We start from the raw sequence: 25,888 nt of genomic DNA on the forward strand, positions 1-25,888 counted from the left end.
TCCCTCAAACTCTTGACTAGAAACAGTTTGGCATCTTTTTATTACCCTTTTGACAAATCTCTGATTTTCTTAACTTGTCACGAATGGCTGGAGAGTCAAGCGCGGTCAGGAGGAGGATCGGGACTGTATTGCCTTGCGATCGAATTTGGCGGCAAACACTGATGCCATCCTTCTTAGGCAAGCTCACATCAAGCAAGATCGCATCGTATTCATAAGCATCGCTCAAATCCAGACCCATTTGACCATCGATCGCAAAATCGACAGCGTATTTTTGTGGTTCTAGGATCGTCTCGATTAGTTGGGCAATAATCGGATCGTCTTCAACTACCAGAATTCGCATGGGTCGATCGAAATAAGGATAACAATCGATCGTGACACAGATATTCGGGCTTTGAAAGCAAATTAAGTTACAGATTGCTAAGAACCTGAGAATTCCAGCTTTCCTCACGAGTTCCTCAACTTATGTTTTTAAGCTGGAAATATTCACAGCAGATCGGTTCTACAGCGATCGAGACTGAAGCACGCTAACGAGAGCAACATACTTATGTTAATGAGCAAACAATTTCAGAGCTTGCGGCAGCAGATCGATCTGTTGTTTGAAAACCTCATCCGCGAACAACCCCAGCTTAGTCTGGTTTCGAGTATGGATACACCCTGGATACCCGCCATCGAGTTGCAAGAGACCGAAACCGAACTATGTCTTAAAGCGCAGTTGCCAGGAATCGCACCGAATGAATTGGATATTCAGGTGAGCGAGAATGCGGTTTTTTTGTCAGGGGAGCATCGAGAAAGTAAGCAGACTGATAAACAGGGTATTTTTCGATCGGAATTTCACTACGGTCAGTTCAAGCGGGTAGTACCTTTACCGATACCAATCCAGCGAGAACGGGTCACAGCAGAAATGAGCGGGGGTTTACTGACTCTCACCATGCCTAAAGCTACTCCGGTTGTGCCCAATCTCATTAAGGTGTCCCTAATAGCTTCAGATCCTAAAGCCTAAAGCCTAAAGCCTAAAGCCTAAAGCCTAAAGCCTAAAGCCTAAAGCCTAAAGCCTAAAGCCTAAAGCCTAAAGCCTAAAGCCTAAAGCCTAAAGCCTAAAGCCTAAAACCTAAAACCTAATCCCCTGGGAGGAAAAGATCGTGAAAACAGACTATTTAATTGTCGGTAGTGGCTTGTCAGCATTGGTGTTTGGGGCATTGATGTCCAAATCTGGCAAAACAGTCCGCGTACTGGAGGCGCACGAACATCCAGGTGGATTTGGGCATAGCTTTACGATGTCCAAAAAATATACATTTAACGCCCAACTGCATTATGTCTGGGACTGTGGTGAGGGACACACCGTCAATCGGGTACTCAAACAACTCGACCTAGATCGAGCTGTCACATTCGATCGATACGACCCCGAAGGCTTCGACCACATGCGGATGCCCGATTATGCGATCTATATCCCTAGCGATAGTGCCGAACTCATCCAGCGGCTAGTGAAGCTCTTTCCTGCCTCTACTAAACAGCTAGAGCGATTTGTGAGGGAAATCCAATCGGTTCGCGCCGGACTGAGGTATCTCACACCGCCGATTCAGCCACTAGAACTACTCAAACATCTCGGCGATGCCTATAGTGCGCTCCAGTACCTCCACAGTACCCTTCAAGATGTCTTCGACAAGTTTAAGATCCCCCAAGCCGCTCAAACTCTCCTCGCGCTGCAATGGCCGGATTTCTTGCTCCCACCAGATCGACTTTCCTTCTATGCCTGGGTGATTTTATTTACGGGTTATCAAGAAGGTGCTTTTTACCCAACCCAACACTTCGAGCAAGTCATTGATGCCCTCGTCAAGGCGATCGAGGATGGTGGCGGAGAAGTTTTGCTCGATCGAGAGGTAACGGACTTTTTGGTAGTTGACAAGACTGTTACAGGGGCAAGGGCGATCGACTTACACACGAAATCAGCTCAGGAATATTTAGCCGATACTGTCATCTGCAACATCGATCCCAAACGCGCCGCCGCCAAAATCGGCATCGAAAAATTCTCGCCAGCCATCCAGAAAAAATTAAATTATGACTATTCGCCGTCTAATTTCATGGCTTACTGCGCAGTTCAAGGCATCGACCTGCGAGACTATGGATTTGGTAAATGGAATACCTTCCACAGCGGCGATGCAGATTTGAATGTGGCATTCAATCGGATGTACGACGAGCATGACTATTCTAACCCCAGTTTTGCAATTACCACTCCCACATTACTAACTAATTATGGTGGCGATTGTCCTCCCGATTGCCAAATTATTGAATTTTTGACAGTGGCAAATTACGAATATTTTAACCAACTCAAACAGGACGATCCTAAAGCTTATCGGCAGAAAAAAGCTGAAATTCTCGATGCAATTCTCGATGTCGTCGAACGCGATTATATCCCAAATTTACGAGAACATTTAGTCTTCAAAATCACTGGCAGTCCGACCACCAACGAACACTTCTGTCATTGTCCAGAAGGTAATTCCTATGGTTCGAGTTTAACCCCTCGGAATATGGGACTCGATCGACTAAATCACGAAACATCCCTTAAAAACTTCTACTTCTGCAATGCCTCCTCTGGCTATCCCGGCTTTGCACCTACATTCTGGACGGGCGCACTTTTGTATCAACGATTATCGGGAGATCTAATTTTGAGTGCTTGAGGAGACTGAGAGAGTGGAGGACGGGGAGACTGGGAGAGCTAAACCAAAAGGACGCAAGTGTCCAAACTCTCTATCCACTATCCACTATTAACTATTTACTACCCTCTTAAAATATAAAACCTAAGGAATTAACCAATGAAAATTGCCATTATCGGCGGTGGTGCCAGCGGCATCGTCACCGCCTATTTACTCGACAAACAAGGACATCAAGTCACAGTATTCGAGCGCGAACCAATGCTCGGCGGTCATATTCGCACCCTCAATCAGAATGTTCGACCCAACCAGTCGGATTGCGGTTTAGTACTAGAAAATGGAGTCCTCGAATTTCCAACCACCTTTCATAACTTTATCACCTTGATGACCGAACTAGAAGTAGAATTAGAACCTGTTAATATTGGATCGACATTATTTCTTAAGAATGGCAACTGCTACCTTTCTAAAGTGGCAATCGATCGCAACTTTACAGGAATTAAAAAGTTGTTAGAATCTTGGCGGATGAACTTATTTTACTTCCGCTCTGCCAGCTTACTAATTGCTGCCAAATTCTGGGAAACAATAAATTTTCGCGATCGATCTGTAGCCGATACTTTCCAACAGCCATCACTCCAACATACTTGGCTGAAATTATTCGCCATGTACAGTTATTCGATCCCTTTTTCGCAGATCGATGATTGCCCTGCGGAGTTGGTAATTCCCACCCTCCGCGACGATGTATTTGTAGACTGGGTGAGAATTAAAGGTGGCGTATATTCATACATCCAGAAAATTCTCGACAGGTTTACAGGCGAAATATTATTAGGAATCGAAGTTGCAGCAATTCGTCGGACGGAAACAGGAGTATCGATTACCTCGGTAGGCTTCGCCAACGCCTTCGCAGGGGATAAAACTCAGGAATTTGACAAAGTAGTATTTGCCACCCCACCCGATGTGGTGCTCAAACTCCTGGCAGATCCGCGCCCTGACGAGATCTCCAGATTTACAGCTTGGCAAGGAAACCACGTCCAAACATTGCTCCACAACGATGTAGCGATGTATGCCCCTTACAAAGTCAAAGAAGGTTCGGAATTTGATTTCTTTGAGACTGACAAACAGCATGGCGAGTGGGGCTACAACGCCCGTCTCAATCAGCTCTGTGGCATCTCCTCGCCCATCCAGTATAGCCTCGCATTCAACCTCGAAAATTCGATCGCACCCGCTCGGATTTTGCATATTCAACAGCATCACACGCCGCTATATACCGTGCCTGCTTTTCGCCATCGATCGGAAATTATCGCCACCAATGGGGATTACCATACTTATCATGTGGGAGCCTATCTCGGCGATGGTTTGCATGAAGGGGCGATTACTTCAGCCATGCGGGTTGCCGCGCTCATTGCAACTGAAACTCAAGTCCAGAATGAGGAGATGGTTTTAGCTTGCTAACCGATTATTTTGCCTCTGACATAACGATCGCCTGGACAACATCGAAATCTAATCCGATCGATTACGGAGAAAGAAGGTATGACAATTCTGGTTACAGGGGCATCAGGCAATGTCGGTAAGGAAGTCGTTAGACAGTTGCAAAGCCGTCAAGTGCCCTTCCAAGTCGGAGATCGAAAGCGCGCGATCGAGAATACTGGTGCAGGTGTCAAGACCGTTAGATTTGACTTTCTAGACCCCAGTACTTATGCCCCTGCTGTAGCGGGCTGTGATGCAGTGTTCTTGCTGCGTCCGCCTGCCATTGCCAATACCCAGCAGACTCTAAATGTGTTCCTTGATGTCGCGCAATCGCAGGGTGTCTCTCAAGTTGTGTTTATCTCCGTTGCTGGTGCGGGCGACAATCCGCTGGTACCTCACCACGCTGTCGAACGGCATCTCCGCGCGGGGTCAACAGGCTGGACGATCCTCAGACCGGGATTTTTCGCTCAAAATATCGGCAGTGCTTACCGTCAAGATATCGTCAATGACGATCGAATCTTTGTGCCTGCCGGATCTGGTCGAGTTGCCTTTCTAGACGTGCGCGATCTGGCCGAAGTTGCGGCCAATGCCCTCGTCGATCCAGCAACTTATCGGGGGAAGACTTACACTTTGACTGGCATAGCAGCTTATTCTTTTGTAGAAGTTGCCAGCATTTTATCCCAAGAACTCGATCGTCGTACCATTCGATACCAGCCAGCCAGCATCCTCGCTTATTGTTTGCATCTTTTCAGGCGGGGGATGCCGCCAGCTCAAATCCTCATTCAGACGATTCTACATGTGGGACTTCGATTCGGGCAAGCACAGGCCGTAACTACATCCCTGCCCGATTTGTTAGGGCACCAACCACGTACTCTTTATGACTATATTCGAGATAATGTAGCTCTGTGGCTCTGAAACAAGTTTCTAGACATCAATCGATCGAAGAAAGCGAAATGGTATCGAGCTTTCTTTACATCGGAATTTATCTAAGCTTAGTATAGAAATGAAGTAATTTTATTTACGAGCGTGTATGTCAAGTACTGCGAATCTGTTGCAGAATTTACCCAGCTTGGCATCGATCGTCGATCGACAGCCATTGACGGTAGATCCGGACATGCTGCTGGGAGAAGTTATTTCGTTGATGAGTCGGGCTAAAGGACGTAACTGCCTATTGCCAGACTCTGACGTTGCCAGAGCATCAGCAACCTCATTAGCGCAGAACATCGTCCCACATCATAGCGCGGTCTTAGTTTTAGCCAACGATCGATTAGTTGGCATTTTTACCGAACGGGATTTAGTTCAGCTTACAGCTAGTCAACGCAGTCTCCAGGGCGTCAAAGTAGGGGAAGTGATGTCTACCGAGCTGCAAACCCTAGTGCTCTCAGATCGCCATACAGTGATGAGTGCGTTAACGATCTTTCAACAGCATCAGGTCCGCCATTTACCGATTCTCAACGATCGCCAGCAGCTCATCGGCATCGTCACGCCAGAGCATATCCGCCAAATTTTGCAGCCAATCAATCTGTTAAAATTTCGCTCGGTAGCTGAAGGGATGACGAGTGAGGTAATTCAAGCTCCGCCCACGACAACAATCTTACAGATCGCCCAGATGATGACCGCGCGGAACATCAGTTCGATCGTCATTATGGACGATTTACAACCGTTGCAACCAGTCGGAATTATTACCGAACAAGATATCGTCCAGTTTCAAACCCTCGAACTCGATCTAGAGCGATTGTTAGTCGGTGCGGTGATGAGTAGTCCGTTGTTTTGCTTGCAGCCAACCGATTCATTATGGTCTGCCCAGCAAATTATGGCATCCAAGCAGATTCGGCGATTGGTAATTACTAACGAGCGCGGCGAGCTAGCCGGAATTCTTACTCAGTCGAACCTGCTGCAATTACTCGATCCGCTGGAAATGCTGTACATGCTAGAGCAATTGCAACAGCAAACGATCGAGCGAGCGGCAGAATTAGAGCAGAGCAATCGCGAGTTGCGATTGGAAGTAATCAGACGACAACAAATTGAAGATGAGCTAGAATTGCGGGTGCAAGCGCGCACCGCCGAACTAAATTTGCGAACGCAGCAACTCCAAGCTGAGATTGCCAAGCATGAGTTTCAGAAATACGCACTCGATCGATCGGCGATCGTGGCGATGACCGATCGACATGGCATCATTACCGATGTCAACGACCAGTTTTGCCAGATTTCGCAGTATACCAGAGCGGAGCTATTGGGACAAACTCACCAGATTATCACCAGCAATTCCAAATTCAGATTTTGACAACTTGGTAGGGTGAGCAGGAGAATAGAGAGACTTCAAAAAGAGAAGCAGAATGGAGCCAATGAAGCTGAGTTTTGGGGTATTGATAGTCTATCTGAACCGAGCAATTCTTCAGATGAAAGATCCGCGCCTTGCCAGCAATGGCACTAAATACACCATCAGAGATGCTGTGTTGGGAGCATTTTCGATGTTTTTCATGCAAAGCGAATCCTTTTTAGAACATCAGCGGCACATGAATAGCAATCAGGGCAAAAGCAATGCTCAGACACTGTTTGGCATGATTAAAATCCCAACAGTGCCGCAAATTCGGAATATCCTGGATGAAATTTCAGCCACAGCACTATTTGGAGTATTCAATCACGTCTATCAGTCTTTAAGACGAGAAGGTCACTTGAAACCGTTTGAATATCTCGGTGGATTACTAGTTGCGCTGGATGGAACTCAGTATTTTGACTCGCACAAACTCAACTGTAAATGCTGTTCGAGCCGTACCCACAAAAATGGCACAGTAACTTACTTCCACAGTGCCATTTTGCCTGTAATAGTTGCGCCTGGGCAATCTCAAGTAATTTCCTTAGCTCCGAATTCATCACACCTCAAGATGGTCACCAGAAGCAGGACTGCGAAGTGGCAGCAGCTAAACGATGGCTCAAAACTCATGCCCCAGAATTCCAAGGACAAGCAATCACTCTACTCGGAGATGACCTCTACAGTCACCAACCAATGTGTGAACAGGTGATAGCGTCGGGAATGAACTTTATCTTTACCTGTTTAGAAACGTCTCATACTGCTGTTTATGATTGGTTGAAATACTTGGATGGTATTGGCGAGGTGAAAAAGCTAGAAGTGAAACAGTGGAACAGCAATTCAAGCGAATTATATAGCTATCAATATGTGAATGGAATTCCTCTAAGGGACTCCCAGCCAGCAATGAAGGTCAATTGGTGTAAACTAATCCATACCCGCCAATCAGATGGAGAAATATTATATGAAAATTCATTTATTACCCGCCATGAATTAAACGAACAGAGCGTACCTCTGGTTGCTGCGGCTGGTCGATGTCGTTGGAAGACCGAAAATGAAAATCATAATGTGCTCAAAACAAAGGGATATCATCTGGAGCATAACTTTGGGCATGGTCAGCAGCATTTAGCTGCTTGTTTATTGACGCTGAACCTGTTGGCATTCCTTTTTCACACTGTTTTGCATTTAACAGATCTTGCATATGGACAGATTCGTCTCAAGCGTGTTACTCGTAAAGGCTTTTTTCAAGATATCCTCAGTCTTACCAAATATTTACTCTTTGAGAGTTGGCCTTCTTTGATTGATTTCATGCTTTACGGCTCGGCTTCCACTCTGGTCGCCAACTCTTCCTAGATTTTTGAATTTGGAATTGCTGAGATTATCAACTCTGGCTACCATCCGCCGGAATTTTTTCAGCAGCTCTGGGCCACGATTGCCAGCGGCCAAATCTGGCGGGGCGAGATTAAAAATCGTGCTAAAGATGGTAGTTATTATTGGGTAGCGATGACGATCGTCCCATTTTTAGACGATGGCGGTCGTCCGTTTCAGTATCTAGCGATTCGGTTTGATATTACCAGTCGCAAGCAAGCGGAAGAATCGCGGCGAGATAACGAACGGAAGTTTCGGGCAATTTTCGATAACACTTTTCAGTTTGTCGGCTTACTCGATACTGCTGGCATCCTCCTCGAAGCCAACCGCACTGCATTAGAAGCGATCGGGGCGACCCCAGCAGATGTCATCGGGCAGGCATTTTGGGCGACTCCGTGGTGGACTCATTCCCCCGATTTACAAGTGCAACTGCAACAAGCGATCGTCCGGGGAGCGACAGGTGAATTAGTGCGATTTGAGGCCAAGCATTTTCTCGCCGATGGCTCCTATATTATTGTCGATTTTTCCCTCAGCCCGATCTTCGATGAAACTGGCAAAGTTGTGATGTTGATTCCTGAAGGGCGGGATATTACCGATCGCAAACGGACAGAGGCCGCACTGAAATCTAGTGAAGCTCGTTTTCGGGCATTATTAACAGCCGCTCCAGTCGGCATTTTTCAAGCCGATCTCGAAGGCAACTATCTATTTGTCAATCAAAAATGTGCCCAATTAATGGGTCTGTCTGAGTCCGAAGTCCTCGATCGAGGTTGGGTGAATACCATTCATCCCGAAGATCGCGATCGCGTGTTCGAGGAGTGGTATGGGGCGATTCGCTCCGAGCGAGAGTTTGCCTCAGAGTATCGATTCCTCACTTCCCAAGGACGAGTCAACTGGATCTCTAGCACCGCAATCGCTATTCGCGATGAAGCTGGAAACATTACTGGCTATCTAGGCACGAATATGGATATTACCGCCCGCCAGCAATTAGAACGGGAACGAGAGCGGTTTCTTACGGTGGCTGCGGATTTACAATTGATTTTGGGCAGTAATGGCTATTTCAATTGGGTCAGTCCCAAATTTGAGTCAACACTGGGCTGGACAGCCGAGGAAATGACATCCCGCCAATGGACTGAGTTCGTTCACCCCGACGACATCGCCCCATCTGTCGCCGAAGAAGCAAGTCTGTTTGATGGGCACGAGCTGATTGCGTTTGAAAATCGCTATCTACACAAAGACGGTTCCTACCGCTGGTTTTCAGGGAATGCCCAGCCAGTCCCTGAAGAACGGACGATCTATGCGGTGGCGGTTGATGTTACCGAGCGTAAAGCGGCAGCCCAAAAAATCCAGGAGCAAGCCGCATTACTAGATATTGCGACTGATGCGATTATCGTCCGGGATTTGGATAGTCGGATTCAATTCTGGAACAGTGGCGCGGAAACCATTTATGGCTGGACAGCCGCCGAAACCATCGGCATTAAGACCACAACTCAATTATTTTATCCAGATCTTCCCCCCGCAGTCGCGATCGCGGCACAGACAGTCCGGGCGCAAGGCGCATGGCAAGGTGAATTACACCATCTGACTAAAACTGGTCAGGAAATCATCGTCGAAAGTCGCTGGACGCTAGTACGGGATGAGGCGGGCAATCCCCGATCGATTCTCAGTGTCGATACCGATATTACTGAGAAAAAACAATTAGAGCAACAGTTTTTGCGGGCGCAGCGGCTCGAAAGTTTGGGCAGTCTCGCCAGTGGCATCGCCCACGATTTGAATAACGTGCTCACGCCGATTGTCGGTGCGGCGCAGTTGTTACCGATGACACTACCCAATTTAGACGATCGCAATCGCCGCTTATTAAATATGCTAGTGGAGAGTTCCAAGCGCGGTAGCGGTCTAGTCAAGCAAATTCTCACCTTTGCACGCGGCATGGATGGAGAACGCACTACGTTACAAGTGCGACATATTTTGGCGGAAATTATCAGTGTGGCGCGACAAACTTTTCCTAAATCGATTGTCATTCTGACAGGCTCCGCCAACGAGATTCAAGTCAACCATACTAGTGAAGATCTGTGGATGGTGAGTGTAGATGCCACTCAGATCCATCAAGTGCTGATGAATCTGTTTGTCAATGCGCGGGATGCGATGCCTAATGGCGGCAGCCTGACGGCTAGCACCGCAAACATCGTTATCGATGCAGATTATGTCGCTCGACACGGACAGCCGCCAGTGGGAGCTTATATCCTAATGACGATCGCCGATACGGGAATTGGGATGACAACAGAAATGCTCGATCGGATCTTCGATCCATTTTTTACTACCAAACAGACGGGTACCGGATTGGGACTCTCAACCGTTCAGGGTATCGTCAAAGCACATGGAGGCGCGATCGAAGTGGAGAGCGAGATCGGGCGCGGCACTTGTTTTAAAATCTATCTCCCCGCGATTCATAGCAAAGAAGCTGAAGCTTCAGCCGCACCAGCGGATTTATACGATGGGAAGGGTCAGTTGGTATTAGTTGTAGACGATGAGAGTGCAATTCTTGAAGTTACCAAAGCATCACTAGAAAACTATAACTATCGAGTGATGCTGGCTAGCGATGGCATCGAAGCGATCGATATTTATGCCCAGAATCATCACAGTATTGCGTTCGTCATTATCGATATGATGATGCCTCATCTCGATACTGGATCGACAATTTTGGCTTTGCAACAGATTAACCCCCAAGTTCAAATTGTGGTCATGAGTGGTTCTGCTCTTAATTTAGAAGCGATGGTCGAGCGATCTCATGTGAAAGCGAAAGCATTTCTAACTAAGCCATTTACTACCGCCGCATTACTCGAAACATTGGCAAACATTCCACTCGAATAACTCTCACCTGATGCTCACAAGTTCCTCACGTTTACCCGACATAATTTAATTAAGATAGAAACCCAGATTAAACAATTATCAGAAGTGGGGTAAATCGTATGTTTCAGAAAATCTTAGTCGCGATCGATGATTCTGAATTAAGTCGCACAATTTTCGAGCGATCTCTAACATTGGCAAAAGCAGATCGATCGGAATTAATGCTAATACATGTCCTGACTATGCTCGATGATTTTTATCCTGGCGATACTTTTATTGGTATTCCAGCATCAGCCATGCGAATCTATGCTGAGAAGTTAGAAAAACGGGAACAAGCCGGAATCGAGAAGTTGCGACTGCTGGAATCGGAAGCAACTGCTGCTGGCGTTGTGACTAAATTCACCCAGAATATCGGCGATCCAGGCAAGATGATTTGTGAAGTAGCCAAAACTTGGAACGCCAATCTAGTAGTCATTGGCAGACGTGGTTTGAGTGGTTTGAGCGAGCTGTTCTCTGGTAGTGTCAGTAACTATGTATTGCATCACTCTCCCTGTGATGTTTTAACCATTCAAGGTATCGCTCGGACTGTGCCTCAGCCAGAACCGCCAAAGATAGTAGCATGTGCTACTTAATGCAATAAAATTGGTAATTTTGGATATTGGAGGGTCGATCTCGATCTCTAAGCAGCGGGAATTACCCTAGTAAGGAATGAGAATTAAATAACTTGCAATTCCTCTCAATCTTGAGTAGGGACAATTCATGAATTGCCCCTGCCCAAGGTTGAAAAAAGGGTAAATTTGTATTCTATTAAATGCTCATTGATGAGAGGATTTATCTGCGAGATTTAAAGCCATCAATCATGGTGTGTAGCGTGAGATAAATCCGATCTTCAGTAATTTTGGGAAGGAGTGAAGATCGCTTTAATTGAGCGTAGAGATCTTGTTTGACTCTTGCCATAGCGAAGGTAATTCCGCTAGCGGCTAATTCATCGTATAACTCCTCCAACATATCCATCGCTGTGATATCAATTTCGACGATCGCTTCGGTATTGAGCACAAACCATTCTACTGGCGTAACTTCTAATTCGATCGCTCTCAAAGCGCGAGACTTAAAATCTTCAGCATTGGCAAAACATAACGGTGCATCATAGCGATAAATTACCAATCCTGGAATTGTGGCCGCACCTTCCCAATCGTTAATATCGTGCAGCCCCGGTAGATTTGGCACTGTGCCTTGGACGGCATCATGCGGATGTGCCAATCGCGATAACAATTCAATTACTGATAAACCAACTGCGATCTCCACGCCTACTAAAATATCGGTAATTAATACACCAATAGTTGTAATTAATGCCAGAAAAAACTCACTGCGACGAAATCGATATAGGCGCATAAATTCGGGAATTTCAATCAGTCTAAACGCGGCAAAAATCACGATTGCACCCAATGCCGCTTTGGGAAATAGCGACAAAACTGGGCGCAACCACAGCAACACCGAAATTACTACTCCCATCGCTACTAATGAAAAAAGCTGTGTTTTGCTGCCCAAAGTATCCGCAATTGCCGTGCGAGAACCACTACTACTCACAGGAAACCCTTGCACCAATCCCGCCCCCAGATTCGCCAATCCCAGCGCGAGTAATTCTTGATTCGCATCGATTTTATCGTGATGACGCACTGCAAAACTTCGAGCTGTCAGCACATTATCTGAATAACCGACGATCGCAATCCCCAGAGCGGAGGCTAGCAGGGCTGGGAGCTGTGTTGACAAGCTAGGAATGACAAATCTGGGCAAGCCTGCTGGAATTGCACCCACAACGGCGACACCACGATCCTGGAGATCGAAGATCGCCACCGCCGCAGTACCGATTAGAACTGCCAGCAGCGGCGCGGGTGCTGTAGGGAAGAAATGTCCGATCGATAACAAGAACCCGAACACCAATCCAGCTAAAATTAGGGTCGGCCAATGAATGAAGTCGAGTTGTTGGATAAATGTACTCACCTGGGCAAATACAGTGGTGCCTGGAATGGGAATCCCGCTAATTTTACCCAATTGTCCGGCAATCATTAGTAGCGCGACCCCTGCCATATAGCCGACCAGAATCGGCTTCGAGAGCAAATTTGCCAGAAATCCCAATCTAGCAAGATACCCAATTACACAAACCGCCCCAACTAAGATCGCCAGCGTCGCCGTCAGCACCCCATAATTACTGCCATCCGCCAGCAGCAACGGCGAAATCGCCGCCGCAGTCATCACTGCCGTAGTTGATTCTGGGCCGACTGCGAGTTGGCGCGATGAGCCAAACAGAGCATATACACACATCGCAGGCAGAATCGTCCACAACCCCACCACAGGCGGAACGCCCACTAATTCCCCATACGCCATACATTGCGGAATCAGGTAAGCTGCAACAGTAATGCCTGCGAGCAGATCTCCCCGCAACCACGAGCGTTGATAGTTTAGCAATTGGCGCAAACCAGGCAATCTGAGGAATATTCGTTGGCGGAGCCTCTCCCCTAGAGAATCGTTCATAAACCTCTTCGTTATTTACCATTTACTAACCACCATTAAGTGGATAGTGCTGGCAACTGAATCACGAGCGTCGAACAAGGCGCGTGATGTAAAACATAATTGCTAGTGCTACCCAACCAGATTTCACTCAACATCGATTTTTGATTCCGTCCCATCAATATTACCTCTGCCGACCAATTTTTTGCTGCTTCACAGATTAGCGGCCCAGAATTCCCATAACTTTGCAAAATCTCAGCTTTGACATGATGCTCCTTAGCTCGATCTGCATAAGCCTGAAGCCGTTGGATTTCGTTGCGTTCGGATTCCTGCCATGCCACTAGATATTGCTCGATCGCCAGATCGTTCGTCATCGGTAGAACTCCACCCACTAATGGACTGGCAATCACGCCCAGACCGTGTGGCACCAGCGGAGCGAGGACGTGTAAAAGTAGCATCTCGGCACCAAGTTTCTGCGCTAATGTCAACCCTGCGGCAAAGATTTTTTCTGAATCAGGGGAATCACCAATTGCGAGTAAGATCTTTTGCAACATTGGCATTGCTCCTTATTAGTAACTGAACTAATTATAGATCGGTTCGACTACAAATTATATTAATTTTAATACTATCTAACGATCGATTGTAATTATTAGTTGCACATAACTTATTCACAAAACCGATCTAAAATCCGATCGAAACATCTACCTATGTACTATATATTCACCGTTTTATTTATAGAAATCGGGTTGTTAGAATTTGATAGATTATTTATCCCGAGTGGCTATGGGATGACGGTAGCGACAACTATCTTCTTTGCTAGTAGTGCTGGCACAATTTGGCAACTAGCATCTCATTGGTGGCAAATTTTAATTTTCAAAAGTTAACACTCACAACTTTCTCACAGTCATTTGGTTCAATGACTGTGGGTGAAGTCAAAATTAATCTAAATTTTTTGACAGCTAGATAACCTCTGGTAAATTTTCACAGCTTTATTTAGAGCAACTGACTTAGATCGAAAAAATAAAAATTTATATGTGCCCTACCCCAATCCTCTGTCGAAACTGCCGCTTTTTTCAACCAGACGGTCGAGAACGGGGTCGATGCGATAAAATGAATGTTGATGTCAAAGGTGAATGGAAAGCTTGCCAACTCGCGCTGTTAGCATTTTGCACGTTAGGTTAATCTGTGCGATGAGTATTACCGATCTTCACGATCTCACCAAGATTATCTTGGTTTTTGCTTAGGGCGATCGATTAGTCGATCGCCACTCCAACATTTGGGACTGGGATTCTTTGATTTGAGATCTAATTCATCCCAGTTAATGTTTATCTGTGTAATCCCAGCCAAACTATTGTCATAAATCCATTCTGCACCGCGATTTTTAGTTAATAGTCGGATACATCCGTGGGAAGCGGGATAGGGTGGAACTGTATAGGCATGAAAGGCGATTTCTCGATCCCAATGAAACCAAGTGACAAATTTCGCTTCTGGATATTTGCCCAGAGCGCAATTGTAACCTTGGACTAAATAAGTTGGTGGAGACTGGGGCGTGCAGTGGGAACTGGGCTTTTGACTTTGGGGAATCGAGCGACAATCTAGAGTGCAATTACCAGCGCCAGGAGAGGCATTAAATTGAATTGGCAACGTTTCGATGCTTAAATTTTCGTTAGCCCAGTTTAACGTCACCGTGCTGTATGTGTTGCGATGGAGGTGGACTTGAATATCTCTGATATAGGTACCCGTAGTATCTCCTGTAAAGCCGCTGCTGCGTTGACTGGCAGACTGTTTGCGACCGCATAATCCCCACTTAGAACCCTGAGTGACGCGCGGTTTTTTTACTGGCAACACAGGTGTTGGGGTGGGTTGCATTTCCGGTAATGGAGCAGGTTCGGGTGTTTGAGCTAGCAGTGTGGAGCCAAATATCTGTGAGACGATCGCGATCGTCATTAACAAAATTGGTATCGCTTTAAAGATCGATAGTTTTTTCAAAATTTCACTCGTAGATCGATTATAGATGTCGAACGCCACCAAAGCATTACCAGGAATGAAGGGCGCGCAACTGGGGTGTTTTTTTCGATTGATGGGCTTCCATCCGCATCAGCACATCATCCAGAATCGAGATTGCTTCGGCAATAAACGGCCCTTTATTTAACATCACGCATTCAGCGCGTTCGGCCATAGCGGCACCAGTCATCTCGCCCCGCGAAGGTGCGCCATTTTTTACTAAACTTTCTAGAACTTGAGTCGCGCAAATCACTGGAACGTGAGCTGCTTCGCGCGTCCGAATCTTGCCATCGTCGATATACACGGGGGCATCGATCCGACCTAATGAGGATAGACCCCACGGCATGAGTGCCGCTTGCAAGGAGCGCAGGTCGTGCCGACATAAAGCTAGATACTGGGCTAGATTCAAGGCACTAGCCAGGAATTCAGGACGCTGAATGTGAGATCGCCATCGATCCAATGTGGCTTGTCCTTCACTGTCAACAGTTTGACGCAGTTCTTGTAGGGTAGATAGCAAGCCCTGGGGACTGGATAGATCGATTGGTTCGACACTATTTATAGATTTATTAATTTCGATTGCGTTCGTCATTGCAGTTTTCCATACATAATTGTCTCCAACTGCTTCGATCTTAGGGTGGAGATGTGAGAAACTTGTGAATCCACGGTTTCTTCTAATTTATACGCATTTTCTCATCATTCCAAATTTAGATGGCGACGATTTGAGTCAATTAGATGGGGAATCGAAGAACGTCGAGTATGAAATCAATATCCCTAACTGGGAGGAATGGATGATTTCAACTAGTACTATGTAGCAGAAATTAACCAACCATTCCTTTCCCCGCTGTCTTGTCTTGACGCACACAACCTGGAGGGAACCTCCAGGTCGATGCGTCGCTGATGCGCTAACCCGTCGGGAAACCCGACGAGCGCGCATCGCTCCCCGCAAAATAGTAACCTTTTTTACGCCATAGACTACTAGCTTGTCACTAGGAATGGATTAGGCAGAAGCCTGGTGATGAAAGTCCAAGGTACAGGAATCGAACCTGTCTAGAGCTTCCGCTCGCGGATTATGAGTCCGCTGCCTAAACCGATCGGCCAACCTTGGCGGTATTAAACTATTTTAACATCGAGGGTCGATTGTTGACTATCGTTGACATTTTCATTAATATCGATCGAGTATTGACTCCAGTAAGTTTTTGATGTTATATTAATGGACTGCAAGGACGTATAGCTCAGTTGGTTAGAGCGCATCGTTGACATCGATGAGGTCCGCCGTTCGAGTCGGCGTACGTCCATAGAGTTAGATAGCAAGCTAGGCAAGGCTTTTAGGAAACAAATCAGTTCCTAAGAGTCGATTTTTGCTGTCTAGCCACAGGAAAATATGGACTGTTATGACTGGTTTGTGGAGTTTACCGACCCATAAAATAGCCCATAACAATGAACGCCAAAATTTGGATCGAGCCAACTGGCAAAACGCTACGACTCGTGTGGTATTACGAAGGCAAGAGACAAAGGTTATCGCTAGGAATACCCGATAACCCCATCGGGAGAGCATTGGCAGCCAAGAAGATGGCAGAGATTAAGATCGATCTCGAATCTGGTTACTATGACCCAACCCTATTGAAGTACCGACCGTGCAAGCTTGGAGCTAACCCTACCCAAATAAGTGCGGTACAACTATTTGAAAAATATCTGACCCACTACCAGCAACAGAGATCGCTTACTCCTGGTTCTGTGGTGAAGTTAAACGGGATCGCTTCCAAGCTGCAACTATTTTTAGGCGACATACCCGCCAACAAAGTAACTGAATCAGTCGCTACTAAAGCCGTAGCACAATGGTCTGAATCTGCCTCAAACCGGACGGTCAAGGAATATTTGTACATCATCAAGGGGTGCTGGGACTGGGCTAAAGACAAGTATTCTGTAGCCGATCCTAACCCTTGGGATGACTCACTCACAAGATCGCGTTCTAGAGACAATAATCGAGTTCCCAAACAGCCCAAGCCATTTACCATTGCCGAATTCCAAGCGATCGTTAGTGCGTTTACAAATCACCCCCAATACTCCCATTACACTGATTTTGTCTTATTCCTCGCTAATTCAGCTTGCCGTCCTGGTGAAGCTGCTGGCTTGAGATGGAAGCATTTGGGAGCCGATTATGCCACTGCTTGGATCGGTGAATCGATCTCTAGGAGGACTCAGAAGGGGACGAAAACTGGCAAGGCTAGAACGATTCAACTCAACCCAGTACTCAAGCAAATATTAATCTCTCGCTACGAAAGGTTAGAGCCGAAACCAGATGACTTAGTGTTCCCTAGTCCCAAGGGTGTCGCCATCGACGACCACAATTTCTGTAATCGAGCTTGGAAAACTATTTTAACCAGTTGTCACATCGAGTACCGAACGCCCTATAACTTGAGACATTCAGCCATTTCTCACGCTCTCGCTCAAGGTGCAAACCCAATTGCGCTGGCAGAACAGACAGGACACGATAAGCGCGTTCTACTGTCTACATACGCTCATGCAATCGACCGAGAGGTCTTATTTGTGAGTATAAACGATCGCAATTTAGAGGATCGATAGCAACTGCAATTGTCAAGTCTTTTTCGATACAATTGCATCGATTTTTTGCCAAAAAGGGAAAGAAAATAAATAGCTGTTGCCATCATAGTAGACATGTACTATATTATACTTATCAGCCTTGCCAAGCTTATTTGTTACTAACCCTTATCGCAAGTAAAACAGCCAAAACCGATATTGACGATTGCCGCTAATTGGATCTAGTCCAAAGACTAGACCTAGAAAACCGTGGCGATTTTGTAACCAATCGGTGAATTAACTGAATCGAACACTTTGTTTGACCAGTTATGCAATAGAAAAGAATTAATCGAAAGACGAAATTAAGTCTTTCGATTAAGACTTAAAAAACAAAACATCACTATTATCTCACGATCGTTAGTGCTATGAAAACATCAACCAAAGCCAAACCCCGATGCTTCAAATTTTTATCAGAGACTGCAATTAGACAGGAGCGTTTCGATATCTCTGCTTGGCAATCAGCTCAGTTAAGAGCCAAGTTACCCAAAGGGATTTACTGGATTCAGCCAGTAGAAAGGGGGAAGATCCTCTGGAACCTAATTTTGTTAATCGATTATTTAACGTCTGGCGATCGACCAGAACATCAAATCTTAGTTGAAGAGTATATAGCAACGTTACCATCAGTGGGCTAAAACAATACCCCATTAGTAGAGCTAAAAACTACTAGTGGGGCGATAGTATTACCTCGATAAATTCACATCTGCAAATCCGAAGTCGGTGGTTTTAAGCTTGTAAAACCCTAGTCGGATTTGTGTAATTTTGCGTTGCGAACCAATACCCTAGGAGATAACCAGATAGTTATTTTACTGTGAAAAATCACTAAGTATGACATACGTGTCAACTACTCGCATGTTGCTTTGAGAATTCAACAAGTATAAACCTTGACATTATCAAAGAGAATATCTCATGAAGTACGACTACTCGATTCTGTCAGAATACTTTCCTGAAAGTGTCATTGAAGAATTTTATGCTAGTGCGATCGAACCCAAATTGTGTTTGCTAAATGCTGAGTTTCTTAACGGCGATAAAGCAATTAGCGAACTCTTGGGGGAAGTGAAGATCCACAATAACAACGGGACGTTAAAAAAGGGATATCGGGATACATACGCCTCGATCGTCGAACATGGCGGTATATCCTACACGGGCATCGATATCGAACGCGATCGGATTGCTAGTTGTAATAGTTTCAAACCGCTCCAGCCGCGACTTGACAAAGAAGGAAAGTCAATTAAATACGAGCATCCAGCGAAAAAGCCTTGTAAGGCATTCTTACCCATAATCGATCTGGAAACATGGCAAGCGATCTCAGTGCGTGTAGGCGTGGCTTTACCTGCCGATCTAGTTACAAGGCAATGGCAATTGGTAGATATCGGCTCGGATGAATGGCGAAATGAATGCCAACGACTCAGCCTAGCATTTTTACAGTGGATTCGGGATGATTCAAGTATCCCTGTAACCACTACGGAAGGGGCAAAGAAGGCATTAAGTGGGATTAGCACTGGTGAGATTTGTATCTCGTTAACTGGAGTTTGGAATGGCTGTCCCGAACTGAATAAAGGCGAAAAGGATTACACATTAATTAACGATTTAAAGTTAATTTCTACCCCGAATAGAAGGATAAATATTGCATTTGACAAGGACAGCAAACCTAAAACGATAAATATGGTTCGTGCTGCAATTAAAAGATTCGCTGGTTTATTAATAGCAGCAGATTGTCAAGTATATTTAGCTGAATGGAGTAGCGATCGAGGTAAAGGCATTGACGATTTAATCTTTAACGATGGAGTCGAGGCATTCCGTCGTGTTATCGACAGTGCCAAACCGATCGAAGCAGCGGCAATAGAAGGTACTGAAGATGGGAAAAAGCCACATAAGTCAGTTGCAGAGCGGTTGTTGGAGATCGGGAGAACGGCTACTTACTTTCAAACTCCCGATCGAGTTGCTTATTCCGATATTACAATCTCTGGCAACCGTCACACTTATGCAGTTCGCTCCAGAGCTTTTAGGATGTGGCTGGCTGGAATGTATTTTAATGTCGAGGGAAAAGGAATTGGCTCTCAAAGGATGCAAGATACGCTCTCAACCCTAGAAGCGATCGCTCTGTACGGGAGGGATTCGGTAACTCGCGAAGTCCATCTTCGCATAGCCCAACATGAGGAGAAAATTTATCTCGACCTGGGGACTCCAGACTGGAAGGCGATCGAGATCGATGCTACTGGCTGGCGGATAATTAACGAACCTCCTATAAGATTCTGGCGACCAGATTCCCTTCAGGCTCTACCTTACCCAGCCCAAAACGGCACCTTAGATGAATTAAAGGATTTGCTCGATGTCGATGACCGCACCTGGACTCTCATAATTACCTTCGTTCTATTCTGTTTCTTCCCTAAATATCACAAGCCGATTCTGATTCTGCATGGCGAACAGGGCAGCGGCAAAACGACAATCGCCGAATTCCTCAAAAGCTTAATCGACCCAGGTAAGGCGGGTTTACTGCCTGCGATTAGTGACTTGCATCGACTGGCGATCGCGGCATCGCGGCGGTGGGTGATAGCTTATGATAACCTCTCTGGCATCAATGCCGAACAGTCCGACGCACTATGTCGGATTTCAACGGGTGGAGGCTTTTCAACTCGCACTCTCCACACCACAGATGAGGAAACAGTCTTTGAATTTACTCGACCGCAAATTATCACAGGTATCGATTCACTCGCAACGCGGGGGGACTTACTACAGCGTTCGCTGATGGTGTCTCTGCCCTCGATTAGTCCACAGCGGCGGAAAACCAGAGCAGCATTAGAAACCCAACTTAATGAGGCTAGACCGCGCATTCTCGGAGCATTACTTACCGCTCTGAGTCAAACGCTCAGGGCATTACCCGATACTAACCCCACCGAGCTACCGCGAATGGCTGACTTCGCCAAGTTTGCGCTCGCGAGTACCAAAGCGTTGGGATTGACGCAGACAGCATTTTTGGATGCTTATAACTCCAACCAGGAGGAAGCGCACGAAATCGCCACAGAATCTTCACCCATTGCTCAAGCAATTCTTCGATTGATGGAAACTCGCACGGTTTGGCAAGGCACGGCTGCTGAATTGTTGGCAGAGATCGAACCATTGACTCCAGAAAAAACATTGCGCTCTCGGCAATGGGCTGGCAACCCCCGCAGTCTGGGTAAGGCATTAACCAGGCTGGCACCCGACCTCAGAGGATTAGGAATTGATGTCGATTCGCTCCGTTCGGGAAAAGCAGGAACTCGAACGATTGTCTTAGAAAAACTTGCTAAGAAAATGTCAGAAAGGTCAGAAAGTTTATCCAGTAACAGTTCTAAGGCTGACATTAAGGCTGACATGAAAAGTGAGGCTGACGTTTCATATCAGCCAAATGTCAGCCAAAACGTCAGCCATGAAACCTTGATGCAGCAAGAGATCCAGCTATCGGCTGACATTACTGACATGGCTGACATTAAAAAAACAACAAATTCTAGCAATACGAGCGACAAATATGTCGCTCTATTCAATATTGGCGATCGCGTCAAGGCTGCCGATCCATACCATCGGCGCGGTGACGATCTGGGAGTAGTTAAGAAGATCGAGGGAGATTTTTACTCGGTCGAATGGGAGAGCGATCGCAAGTGTTATCGTTACACCATTGATGAGTTGGCGGCGATCGGATGATTTACCATCTCGGCTCATATCATAGATCGGGAGAATAAAATCGCAATTAGACCTTCAAGAGTAAGGCGTTAACCGATATTTTAAGGCTAGCTTTTTTTGCCTTGGGAAGATCGATCAGATTCAAGAGATCTACCTCAGTTAAGAACTCCATCAGAAATTGAGTATCCGGTAATTGGGATTTTTCGCCGTCGTTGTAGGCGCGTAATAGCTTTTCCACAACTTTGGATTCCTTCCAGCTATCCAATTTACCGATCGCAGTTTTGACGACTTTCGGTGAAATATCTGCTGGTAAGTCATTTAGGTGAAGCCGTTGTATCCGCTGTTGGATGCGACTGAGGCGTTCGGAAGCAGTCTTCACATCTGAGGTTGTCTCTTCGCGATCGAGATCGGCTAGATATTCCTGCTTGAGCTTGACTAACCGATCGTACAGTTCGGTTAATTCAGTTAGCGATCGCTCGCGGGGGATAACTCGACCGAGTGCGGGTGTTTGATTAGCGGTAGCGATCGCCAGTCCATAAGCATCTTTTTCGCCCGTTTTATCGTTCCAATAAATTGTCTGACGTTCCTCTATAATTAACTTGCCATTCGGATCGAAATAATCGATCGTTAGTGCGACTAACTGCTTAACTTCTCCCTCGCCTCCTGCACCTAACGCGATCGGATTAGCGAGATAATCTTCCCCCAATGCCCGAATTTTCTCGCTCACATCTTCCCGAAATAACAGTTCGTATTGGGTATACATACTAGGAGTCTGTTCTTGACGACTATAACAGTTTTCTTGCCAATTCTCCTGTTCTGTTTTGCGGACTTGGGCTAGGCGACCTAGAAAGTTTACATAATCGGGAAGGATAGCATCATCGAATAAAGTATCGCCATAAATTGAAGCTCCTAAATTACTTAAATCTCCCGAATTCTCACTGTCGATATTAAATCTATCGCCTACCAACTTTTTGTTTAAGTTCTTTAACCGACTGGCTTGGCGGAGGAGTTGACTTTCACTATTGGCATAATAGATATAAATCCGATCGGGATGGTGTTGTTTGGGTCTGTCGATCCGTCCGATCCGCTGTTCTAATACCATCGGATTCCACGGGAGATCGATATTAATTAGGTAGTCGGCATCCTGCATATTTTGTCCCACAGATAGGGTTTCTGAGCCGATTAAGACCATGATTTCCTCACTTTGGAGTGGACGATCGTTTGGTTCTCTACAGGTGGCTATGGGGGCAAATAAGCGGAATAATTCCTGACGTTTCATTCCTTTGTGCTTGATGCAATTTTTAGTTGCATTATGTGGTAAGAATTGTCGATCGTTACCAGACTCATCATCGGCTCGATAGTATTTCGTCGAACCGATCGCCATGCCGATTCCAGCTCGATCGATATCAGGTTTTTGTGCCATGTAGCGATAGTAATCCACCACTGTATCGGAGAAGGTAGAGATTAATAATACCTTTTTCCCCTGACGAATTAATTCTTGCACCTGGGCGGTAACTTGCGATCGCTTGTGGTCTTTAACAAATTCATATGCGAGTAGCTGTTGAATCTCCTGAAGTTCGATTAAATCAGCTTCGCAGTGACTCTGCATTAACTGGTAAATATCCTTAGCTTTACTGGGGTTAGCCTCCAAGTGATGAATAGCAATCTCGATCGATCTGCGTAATTGTTGACGTTTTTCTTGTTTTTCTTCCCCTTCTGATTCTTCCTCTTCTTCTGATTCTTCGTAGTCTTCATCTTCTGAGTCAAACACTCCAGCAGGGATCGCCGCCGGATTGACGAGGGTGTTAAATCCATAGTGGAGTAAGAGAAATTGCTCCAATCCACTGGCATCAGGCGTTACCGCATCCAAACGGGACTGCATCAACTCGATCTTGTTGCGGAAGTTAACGATCGTTCGGCGCAGGGCGTACATACTCGATTCTGCCCGTTGGAGGAAGAACCGTCGTTGGTTGGCAAGTAAGGAACGCTGTTCGACATTGCCGCTGAGGTATTTGATGGGATCGGCACTGGGAATAAATAAATCGGTTTCAAAGCGGGTGAAAATTCGATCGAGGGCGACTTCGGTATCGGGTTCAAAAATGACAGGTAGCCATTCGGCTTGGCGTTTGGCGTAGACATTGAGATCCGGCATGGCATCCCGCAACATCTGGCGGGTGCGTTGGAGGAAGATCTGACGGTAGGTGCGACGAAATAGGGGAGTATTATCGACAAATTGATTCACTCCCGTATCTCGCTTTTTGAACCAGTCAGAGACTTCGACGGGAAAATCCCACTCTTTGAATCCTTCGGGGCGGGTGAGGAAAGGGTAAAGGATGTTGTAGATATCTTCACGGCGGTTATTCCAGGGGGTAGCCGTTAGTAAGAGGTAGTGGCGATTGCGTTTAGCTATGCTATCTCGCTCCTTTAGTTCCAAACATAGTTTATGAATGCGGTTTTTGTCATTGCGAATACCCTCGTGAGCCTCGTCAATAATGACTAAATCTGCCCCAAATCGGGTAAAGTCTTCAATAAATTGACCGCGCCGACTCATCCGGTTTTTATTAAATAACCCGTAGTGATTATTTTTCTCCAGTCCTAGTTCGCTCATTTCCCGTTCCCAGTTGAGATGGAGTTTCTGGGCAGCGATAATGGCGATTCTTGCAGTGGATGTTTGTTGGCGGTAAAGACGAGCGACAGCAGCGGCGAGGCGAGTTTTGCCCAAACCTACGGCATCAGCACAGACGGCTACGCCAAAGTTTTCCATTACCATCAAGCAGTGTTGCGCTCCATCTTTTTGGTGCTGAAAGAGGATACCGCGATCGACTAATGTATCTAAAAGATCGCTGCGGGTAATCTTAAACTGTTGGATTTGTTTTTGTGCCAGCCAGTAGAGGAAGTCTTGGGGTTGCCCGTATTTACCAGCGAGAATTAATTCGGCGGCAGCACGAAAGCCGTCTATTTCGGCAAAATCTGGGAGTTGCTGGGCGTTCTTAACTTGTGGAGGATGGGTGGGAGTGATGTTATATTCACCTTGTTTATCCTTAACTCGAACTTCGGTAATCGCTTGGGGTGGATATTCAGGGGAGATGGTAATTTCAGCGTCGATTTGAGTGGGAGTGCGGTCAATAATATCGATTTGAATCAAGTCATTATCTGGTAAATCGATTGTCTCAACGGTATCGAGGTTAGTCCCAGTAATAATTACAGCAGTGGTTTCGCCTGGGGGTAATTCTGTAGGGGTAATCGTGTCGATTTGAGGTTGATTTTGTTGAATTCTCCGATCGCGTTCTAGTAATACTTGTTGGAGGAAGGTTTGGGTGAGGTCGAAGCTAATATCTTCTTTGTTCCACTCACGATCGAAATCATGAATGCTGTCGATAATCGTCTCGCGATCGTTACCTTCCCACGATTTAAAAAAGGTGACACTTTCGGCATTCCGACTATGGGCGGCGCGGGTGAAGTTGTCCGAACCTTCATGCAGGATATGGTTATTGTAATTATCGCTAAGTATTCCTGTCTTGCGATGATAGATTCCTCGCCCTGAGTCCATCTTAATTAACTTAATTTGGAGAAATTCTAACCGCACTAATTCTGCTAATAGTTCGGTGCTATTAAAATCGGTATCGTCTAAAGTCTGGACAAATTCTTGGAGGGTACGATCGATAAATAGATCGCGATATTCAGGATCGTGCAGGCGTTCTAAGCTGGCAACATCATCGCGTTTGGTAAACCCCTGCCAATCCATTAAGAGTCTAATTTTCCCCTCAGTCCGCATAATCGATTTGAGGGGTTCTTCGTACAATTTGAGAACGCCACTATCGAAGTAGGCTGTAGAACGGCGGTAAATGGTACTGCGTTCTAATATTTGCTCGATCGCCTGATTATAATCGGCGAGTTGGGCGGGGAGACTGTATCTTCTTTTAATACCCTCGATTTCCTTGAAACTACCCGCCCACAAGGTGCGATCGGTTGTAAATTCTTCTAAATAGAGAAACTTTTCAATTAGATCTAGTCCGGCTGTTCGTAGTAAGGCTGGACTGGGAATATCGCCCGATTGTTTGGGTAAATAGGTGTGAATTTCGGCGGCGTGAGGATCGATACACAACAGCTTATGAGTGGCTTGTTTGCCATTGACAAGCCGCTTGAAGAAACGTTTGACGACTGTAGCCTCTTCTGCATCTCGATGGACGAATACCAACCAGTAGCGACCATCTATGCCCTTAATCGGTTGACCGACTGGCAGATAGTAGGGGCGTTGGTTGCGGATTTGCTGGTTGAAGACAGTTTCTAACATCGGGGCACTCTCGATTTAGCTCTAAATTTAGAGTGCCTGATTTCACTGGTAAAGTAACGTTTTCTGCACCGATCCTCCTTACAGATTGGAGCTTGGTCGCTGGGGTATATTACGATCGGAACCAATGATAGTATGTAATTTAAAGGCTTGCCGATCGATTGACGATCCGATACAATATAGATGTACTAACTATTC

Annotated in this window: 17 protein-coding genes, 2 tRNA genes and 2 pseudogenes; 14 read left to right on the forward strand and 7 right to left on the reverse strand. The window is 46.0% G+C overall.

Translation table 11 applies throughout. From position 1 onward, the window contains the following. Positions 1-16 precede the first annotated feature (16 nt). Positions 17-448 (reverse strand): response regulator, encoded by a 432-nt coding sequence (locus tag CHA6605_RS35560; protein WP_015158701.1) that lies wholly within the window; start codon positions 446-448, stop codon positions 17-19. A 102-nt stretch (positions 449-550) separates the two neighbouring features. On the opposite strand from CHA6605_RS35560, the gene CHA6605_RS06500 reads away from it, so the two are divergent. The 8 genes and pseudogenes from CHA6605_RS06500 to CHA6605_RS06535 all read left to right on the forward strand — a co-directional run bounded on the left by CHA6605_RS06500 (position 551) and on the right by CHA6605_RS06535 (position 11,264). Further along, a complete protein-coding gene (locus CHA6605_RS06500) occupies positions 551-1,000 on the forward strand; it encodes an Hsp20/alpha crystallin family protein (protein ID WP_198288444.1) in 450 nt (149 codons plus the stop codon). 139 nt (positions 1,001-1,139) lie between these two features. After that, positions 1,140-2,675, forward strand: coding sequence for a phytoene desaturase family protein (locus CHA6605_RS06505; protein ID WP_015158703.1), 1,536 nt, complete (start codon positions 1,140-1,142; stop codon positions 2,673-2,675). A gap of 135 nt (positions 2,676-2,810) precedes the next feature. Next, positions 2,811-4,097, forward strand: coding sequence for an FAD-dependent oxidoreductase (locus tag CHA6605_RS06510; protein ID WP_015158704.1), 1,287 nt, complete (start codon positions 2,811-2,813; stop codon positions 4,095-4,097). Positions 4,098-4,175: 78 nt separating this feature from the next. After that, positions 4,176-5,027 carry an NAD(P)H-binding protein gene (locus CHA6605_RS06515; RefSeq protein WP_015158705.1) on the forward strand — a complete coding sequence of 284 codons (852 nt, stop codon included), beginning with the start codon at positions 4,176-4,178 and terminating at the stop codon, positions 5,025-5,027. A 115-nt stretch (positions 5,028-5,142) separates the two neighbouring features. Continuing rightward, a complete protein-coding gene (locus CHA6605_RS06520; protein ID WP_015158706.1) occupies positions 5,143-6,396 on the forward strand; it encodes a CBS domain-containing protein in 1,254 nt (417 codons plus the stop codon). 52 nt (positions 6,397-6,448) lie between these two features. Next, a pseudogene (locus tag CHA6605_RS37120) lies at positions 6,449-7,773 on the forward strand (ISNCY family transposase). 27 nt (positions 7,774-7,800) lie between these two features. Then, complete coding sequence (locus tag CHA6605_RS31400) at positions 7,801-10,656, forward strand: PAS domain S-box protein (protein WP_269744600.1); 2,856 nt, start codon at positions 7,801-7,803, stop codon at positions 10,654-10,656. Between the two features lie 98 nt (positions 10,657-10,754). Then, complete coding sequence (locus tag CHA6605_RS06535; RefSeq protein ID WP_015158708.1) at positions 10,755-11,264, forward strand: universal stress protein; 510 nt, start codon at positions 10,755-10,757, stop codon at positions 11,262-11,264. Between the two features lie 199 nt (positions 11,265-11,463). On the opposite strand, the gene CHA6605_RS06540 is transcribed toward CHA6605_RS06535, so the two are convergent. After that, positions 11,464-13,164 carry a SulP family inorganic anion transporter gene (locus CHA6605_RS06540; protein ID WP_015158709.1) on the reverse strand — a complete coding sequence of 567 codons (1,701 nt, stop codon included), beginning with the start codon at positions 13,162-13,164 and terminating at the stop codon, positions 11,464-11,466. A gap of 35 nt (positions 13,165-13,199) precedes the next feature. Then, a complete protein-coding gene (locus CHA6605_RS06545; RefSeq protein WP_015158710.1) occupies positions 13,200-13,694 on the reverse strand; it encodes a universal stress protein in 495 nt (164 codons plus the stop codon). A 153-nt stretch (positions 13,695-13,847) separates the two neighbouring features. Between CHA6605_RS06545 and CHA6605_RS33745 the strand changes: the two genes are divergently transcribed. Next, positions 13,848-14,024, forward strand: coding sequence for a hypothetical protein (locus tag CHA6605_RS33745; RefSeq protein ID WP_015158711.1), 177 nt, complete (start codon positions 13,848-13,850; stop codon positions 14,022-14,024). A gap of 148 nt (positions 14,025-14,172) precedes the next feature. Beyond that, complete coding sequence (locus tag CHA6605_RS33750; RefSeq protein ID WP_157259873.1) at positions 14,173-14,322, forward strand: hypothetical protein; 150 nt, start codon at positions 14,173-14,175, stop codon at positions 14,320-14,322. A gap of 42 nt (positions 14,323-14,364) precedes the next feature. Here the strand turns inward: CHA6605_RS33750 and CHA6605_RS06550 are convergent, their stop codons facing one another. From CHA6605_RS06550 to CHA6605_RS06560, 3 genes and pseudogenes are all read right to left on the reverse strand, one after another. Then, entirely contained in the window at positions 14,365-15,129 is a 765-nt protein-coding gene (locus CHA6605_RS06550) for a L,D-transpeptidase (protein ID WP_041547700.1), read from the reverse strand. Between the two features lie 46 nt (positions 15,130-15,175). After that, positions 15,176-15,415 (reverse strand): annotated as a pseudogene (locus CHA6605_RS37125) (pyruvate kinase); the annotation flags it as partial. Between the two features lie 751 nt (positions 15,416-16,166). Further along, a tRNA-Ile gene (locus tag CHA6605_RS06560) sits at positions 16,167-16,249 on the reverse strand. A 116-nt stretch (positions 16,250-16,365) separates the two neighbouring features. On the opposite strand from CHA6605_RS06560, the gene CHA6605_RS06565 reads away from it, so the two are divergent. The 4 genes from CHA6605_RS06565 (at position 16,366) to CHA6605_RS06580 (ending at position 21,420) form a co-directional block, all read left to right on the forward strand. Further along, positions 16,366-16,439 (forward strand) — tRNA-Val (locus CHA6605_RS06565). Between the two features lie 142 nt (positions 16,440-16,581). Then, complete coding sequence (locus CHA6605_RS06570) at positions 16,582-17,727, forward strand: tyrosine-type recombinase/integrase (RefSeq protein WP_015158714.1); 1,146 nt, start codon at positions 16,582-16,584, stop codon at positions 17,725-17,727. 380 nt (positions 17,728-18,107) lie between these two features. Next, on the forward strand, positions 18,108-18,374 hold the full coding sequence (locus CHA6605_RS06575) for a hypothetical protein (RefSeq protein WP_015158715.1): 267 nt from the start codon (positions 18,108-18,110) through the stop codon (positions 18,372-18,374). A 274-nt stretch (positions 18,375-18,648) separates the two neighbouring features. Further along, a complete protein-coding gene (locus tag CHA6605_RS06580; protein WP_015158716.1) occupies positions 18,649-21,420 on the forward strand; it encodes a DUF3854 domain-containing protein in 2,772 nt (923 codons plus the stop codon). Between the two features lie 46 nt (positions 21,421-21,466). On the opposite strand, the gene CHA6605_RS06585 is transcribed toward CHA6605_RS06580, so the two are convergent. After that, the gene (locus CHA6605_RS06585; protein WP_015158717.1) at positions 21,467-25,693 is read right to left on the reverse strand and encodes a helicase-related protein; all 4,227 of its coding nucleotides are present in this window, start codon (positions 25,691-25,693) and stop codon (positions 21,467-21,469) included. Positions 25,694-25,888 lie beyond the last annotated feature (195 nt).

The organism is Chamaesiphon minutus PCC 6605 (assembly GCF_000317145.1).
In the GTDB taxonomy this organism is placed as follows: Bacteria; Cyanobacteriota; Cyanobacteriia; order Cyanobacteriales; family Chamaesiphonaceae; genus Chamaesiphon; species Chamaesiphon minutus.

Bases quoted from the DNA above. Each gene is read 5' to 3' on its own strand.
- CHA6605_RS06500 (WP_198288444.1), top strand. From the start codon at position 551: ATGAGCAAACAATTTCAGAGCTTGCGGCAGCAGATCGATCTGTTGTTT.
- CHA6605_RS06510 (WP_015158704.1), top strand. From the start codon at position 2,811: ATGAAAATTGCCATTATCGGCGGTGGTGCCAGCGGCATCGTCACCGCC.
- CHA6605_RS06515 (WP_015158705.1), top strand. From the start codon at position 4,176: ATGACAATTCTGGTTACAGGGGCATCAGGCAATGTCGGTAAGGAAGTC.
- CHA6605_RS06520 (WP_015158706.1), top strand. From the start codon at position 5,143: ATGTCAAGTACTGCGAATCTGTTGCAGAATTTACCCAGCTTGGCATCG.
- CHA6605_RS06535 (WP_015158708.1), top strand. From the start codon at position 10,755: ATGTTTCAGAAAATCTTAGTCGCGATCGATGATTCTGAATTAAGTCGC.
- CHA6605_RS06540 (WP_015158709.1), bottom strand. From the start codon at position 13,164: ATGAACGATTCTCTAGGGGAGAGGCTCCGCCAACGAATATTCCTCAGA.
- CHA6605_RS06545 (WP_015158710.1), bottom strand. From the start codon at position 13,694: ATGTTGCAAAAGATCTTACTCGCAATTGGTGATTCCCCTGATTCAGAA.
- CHA6605_RS33745 (WP_015158711.1), top strand. From the start codon at position 13,848: ATGTACTATATATTCACCGTTTTATTTATAGAAATCGGGTTGTTAGAA.
- CHA6605_RS33750 (WP_157259873.1), top strand. From the start codon at position 14,173: ATGTGCCCTACCCCAATCCTCTGTCGAAACTGCCGCTTTTTTCAACCA.
- CHA6605_RS06570 (WP_015158714.1), top strand. From the start codon at position 16,582: ATGAACGCCAAAATTTGGATCGAGCCAACTGGCAAAACGCTACGACTC.
- CHA6605_RS06575 (WP_015158715.1), top strand. From the start codon at position 18,108: ATGAAAACATCAACCAAAGCCAAACCCCGATGCTTCAAATTTTTATCA.
- CHA6605_RS06580 (WP_015158716.1), top strand. From the start codon at position 18,649: ATGAAGTACGACTACTCGATTCTGTCAGAATACTTTCCTGAAAGTGTC.
- CHA6605_RS06585 (WP_015158717.1), bottom strand. From the start codon at position 25,693: ATGTTAGAAACTGTCTTCAACCAGCAAATCCGCAACCAACGCCCCTAC.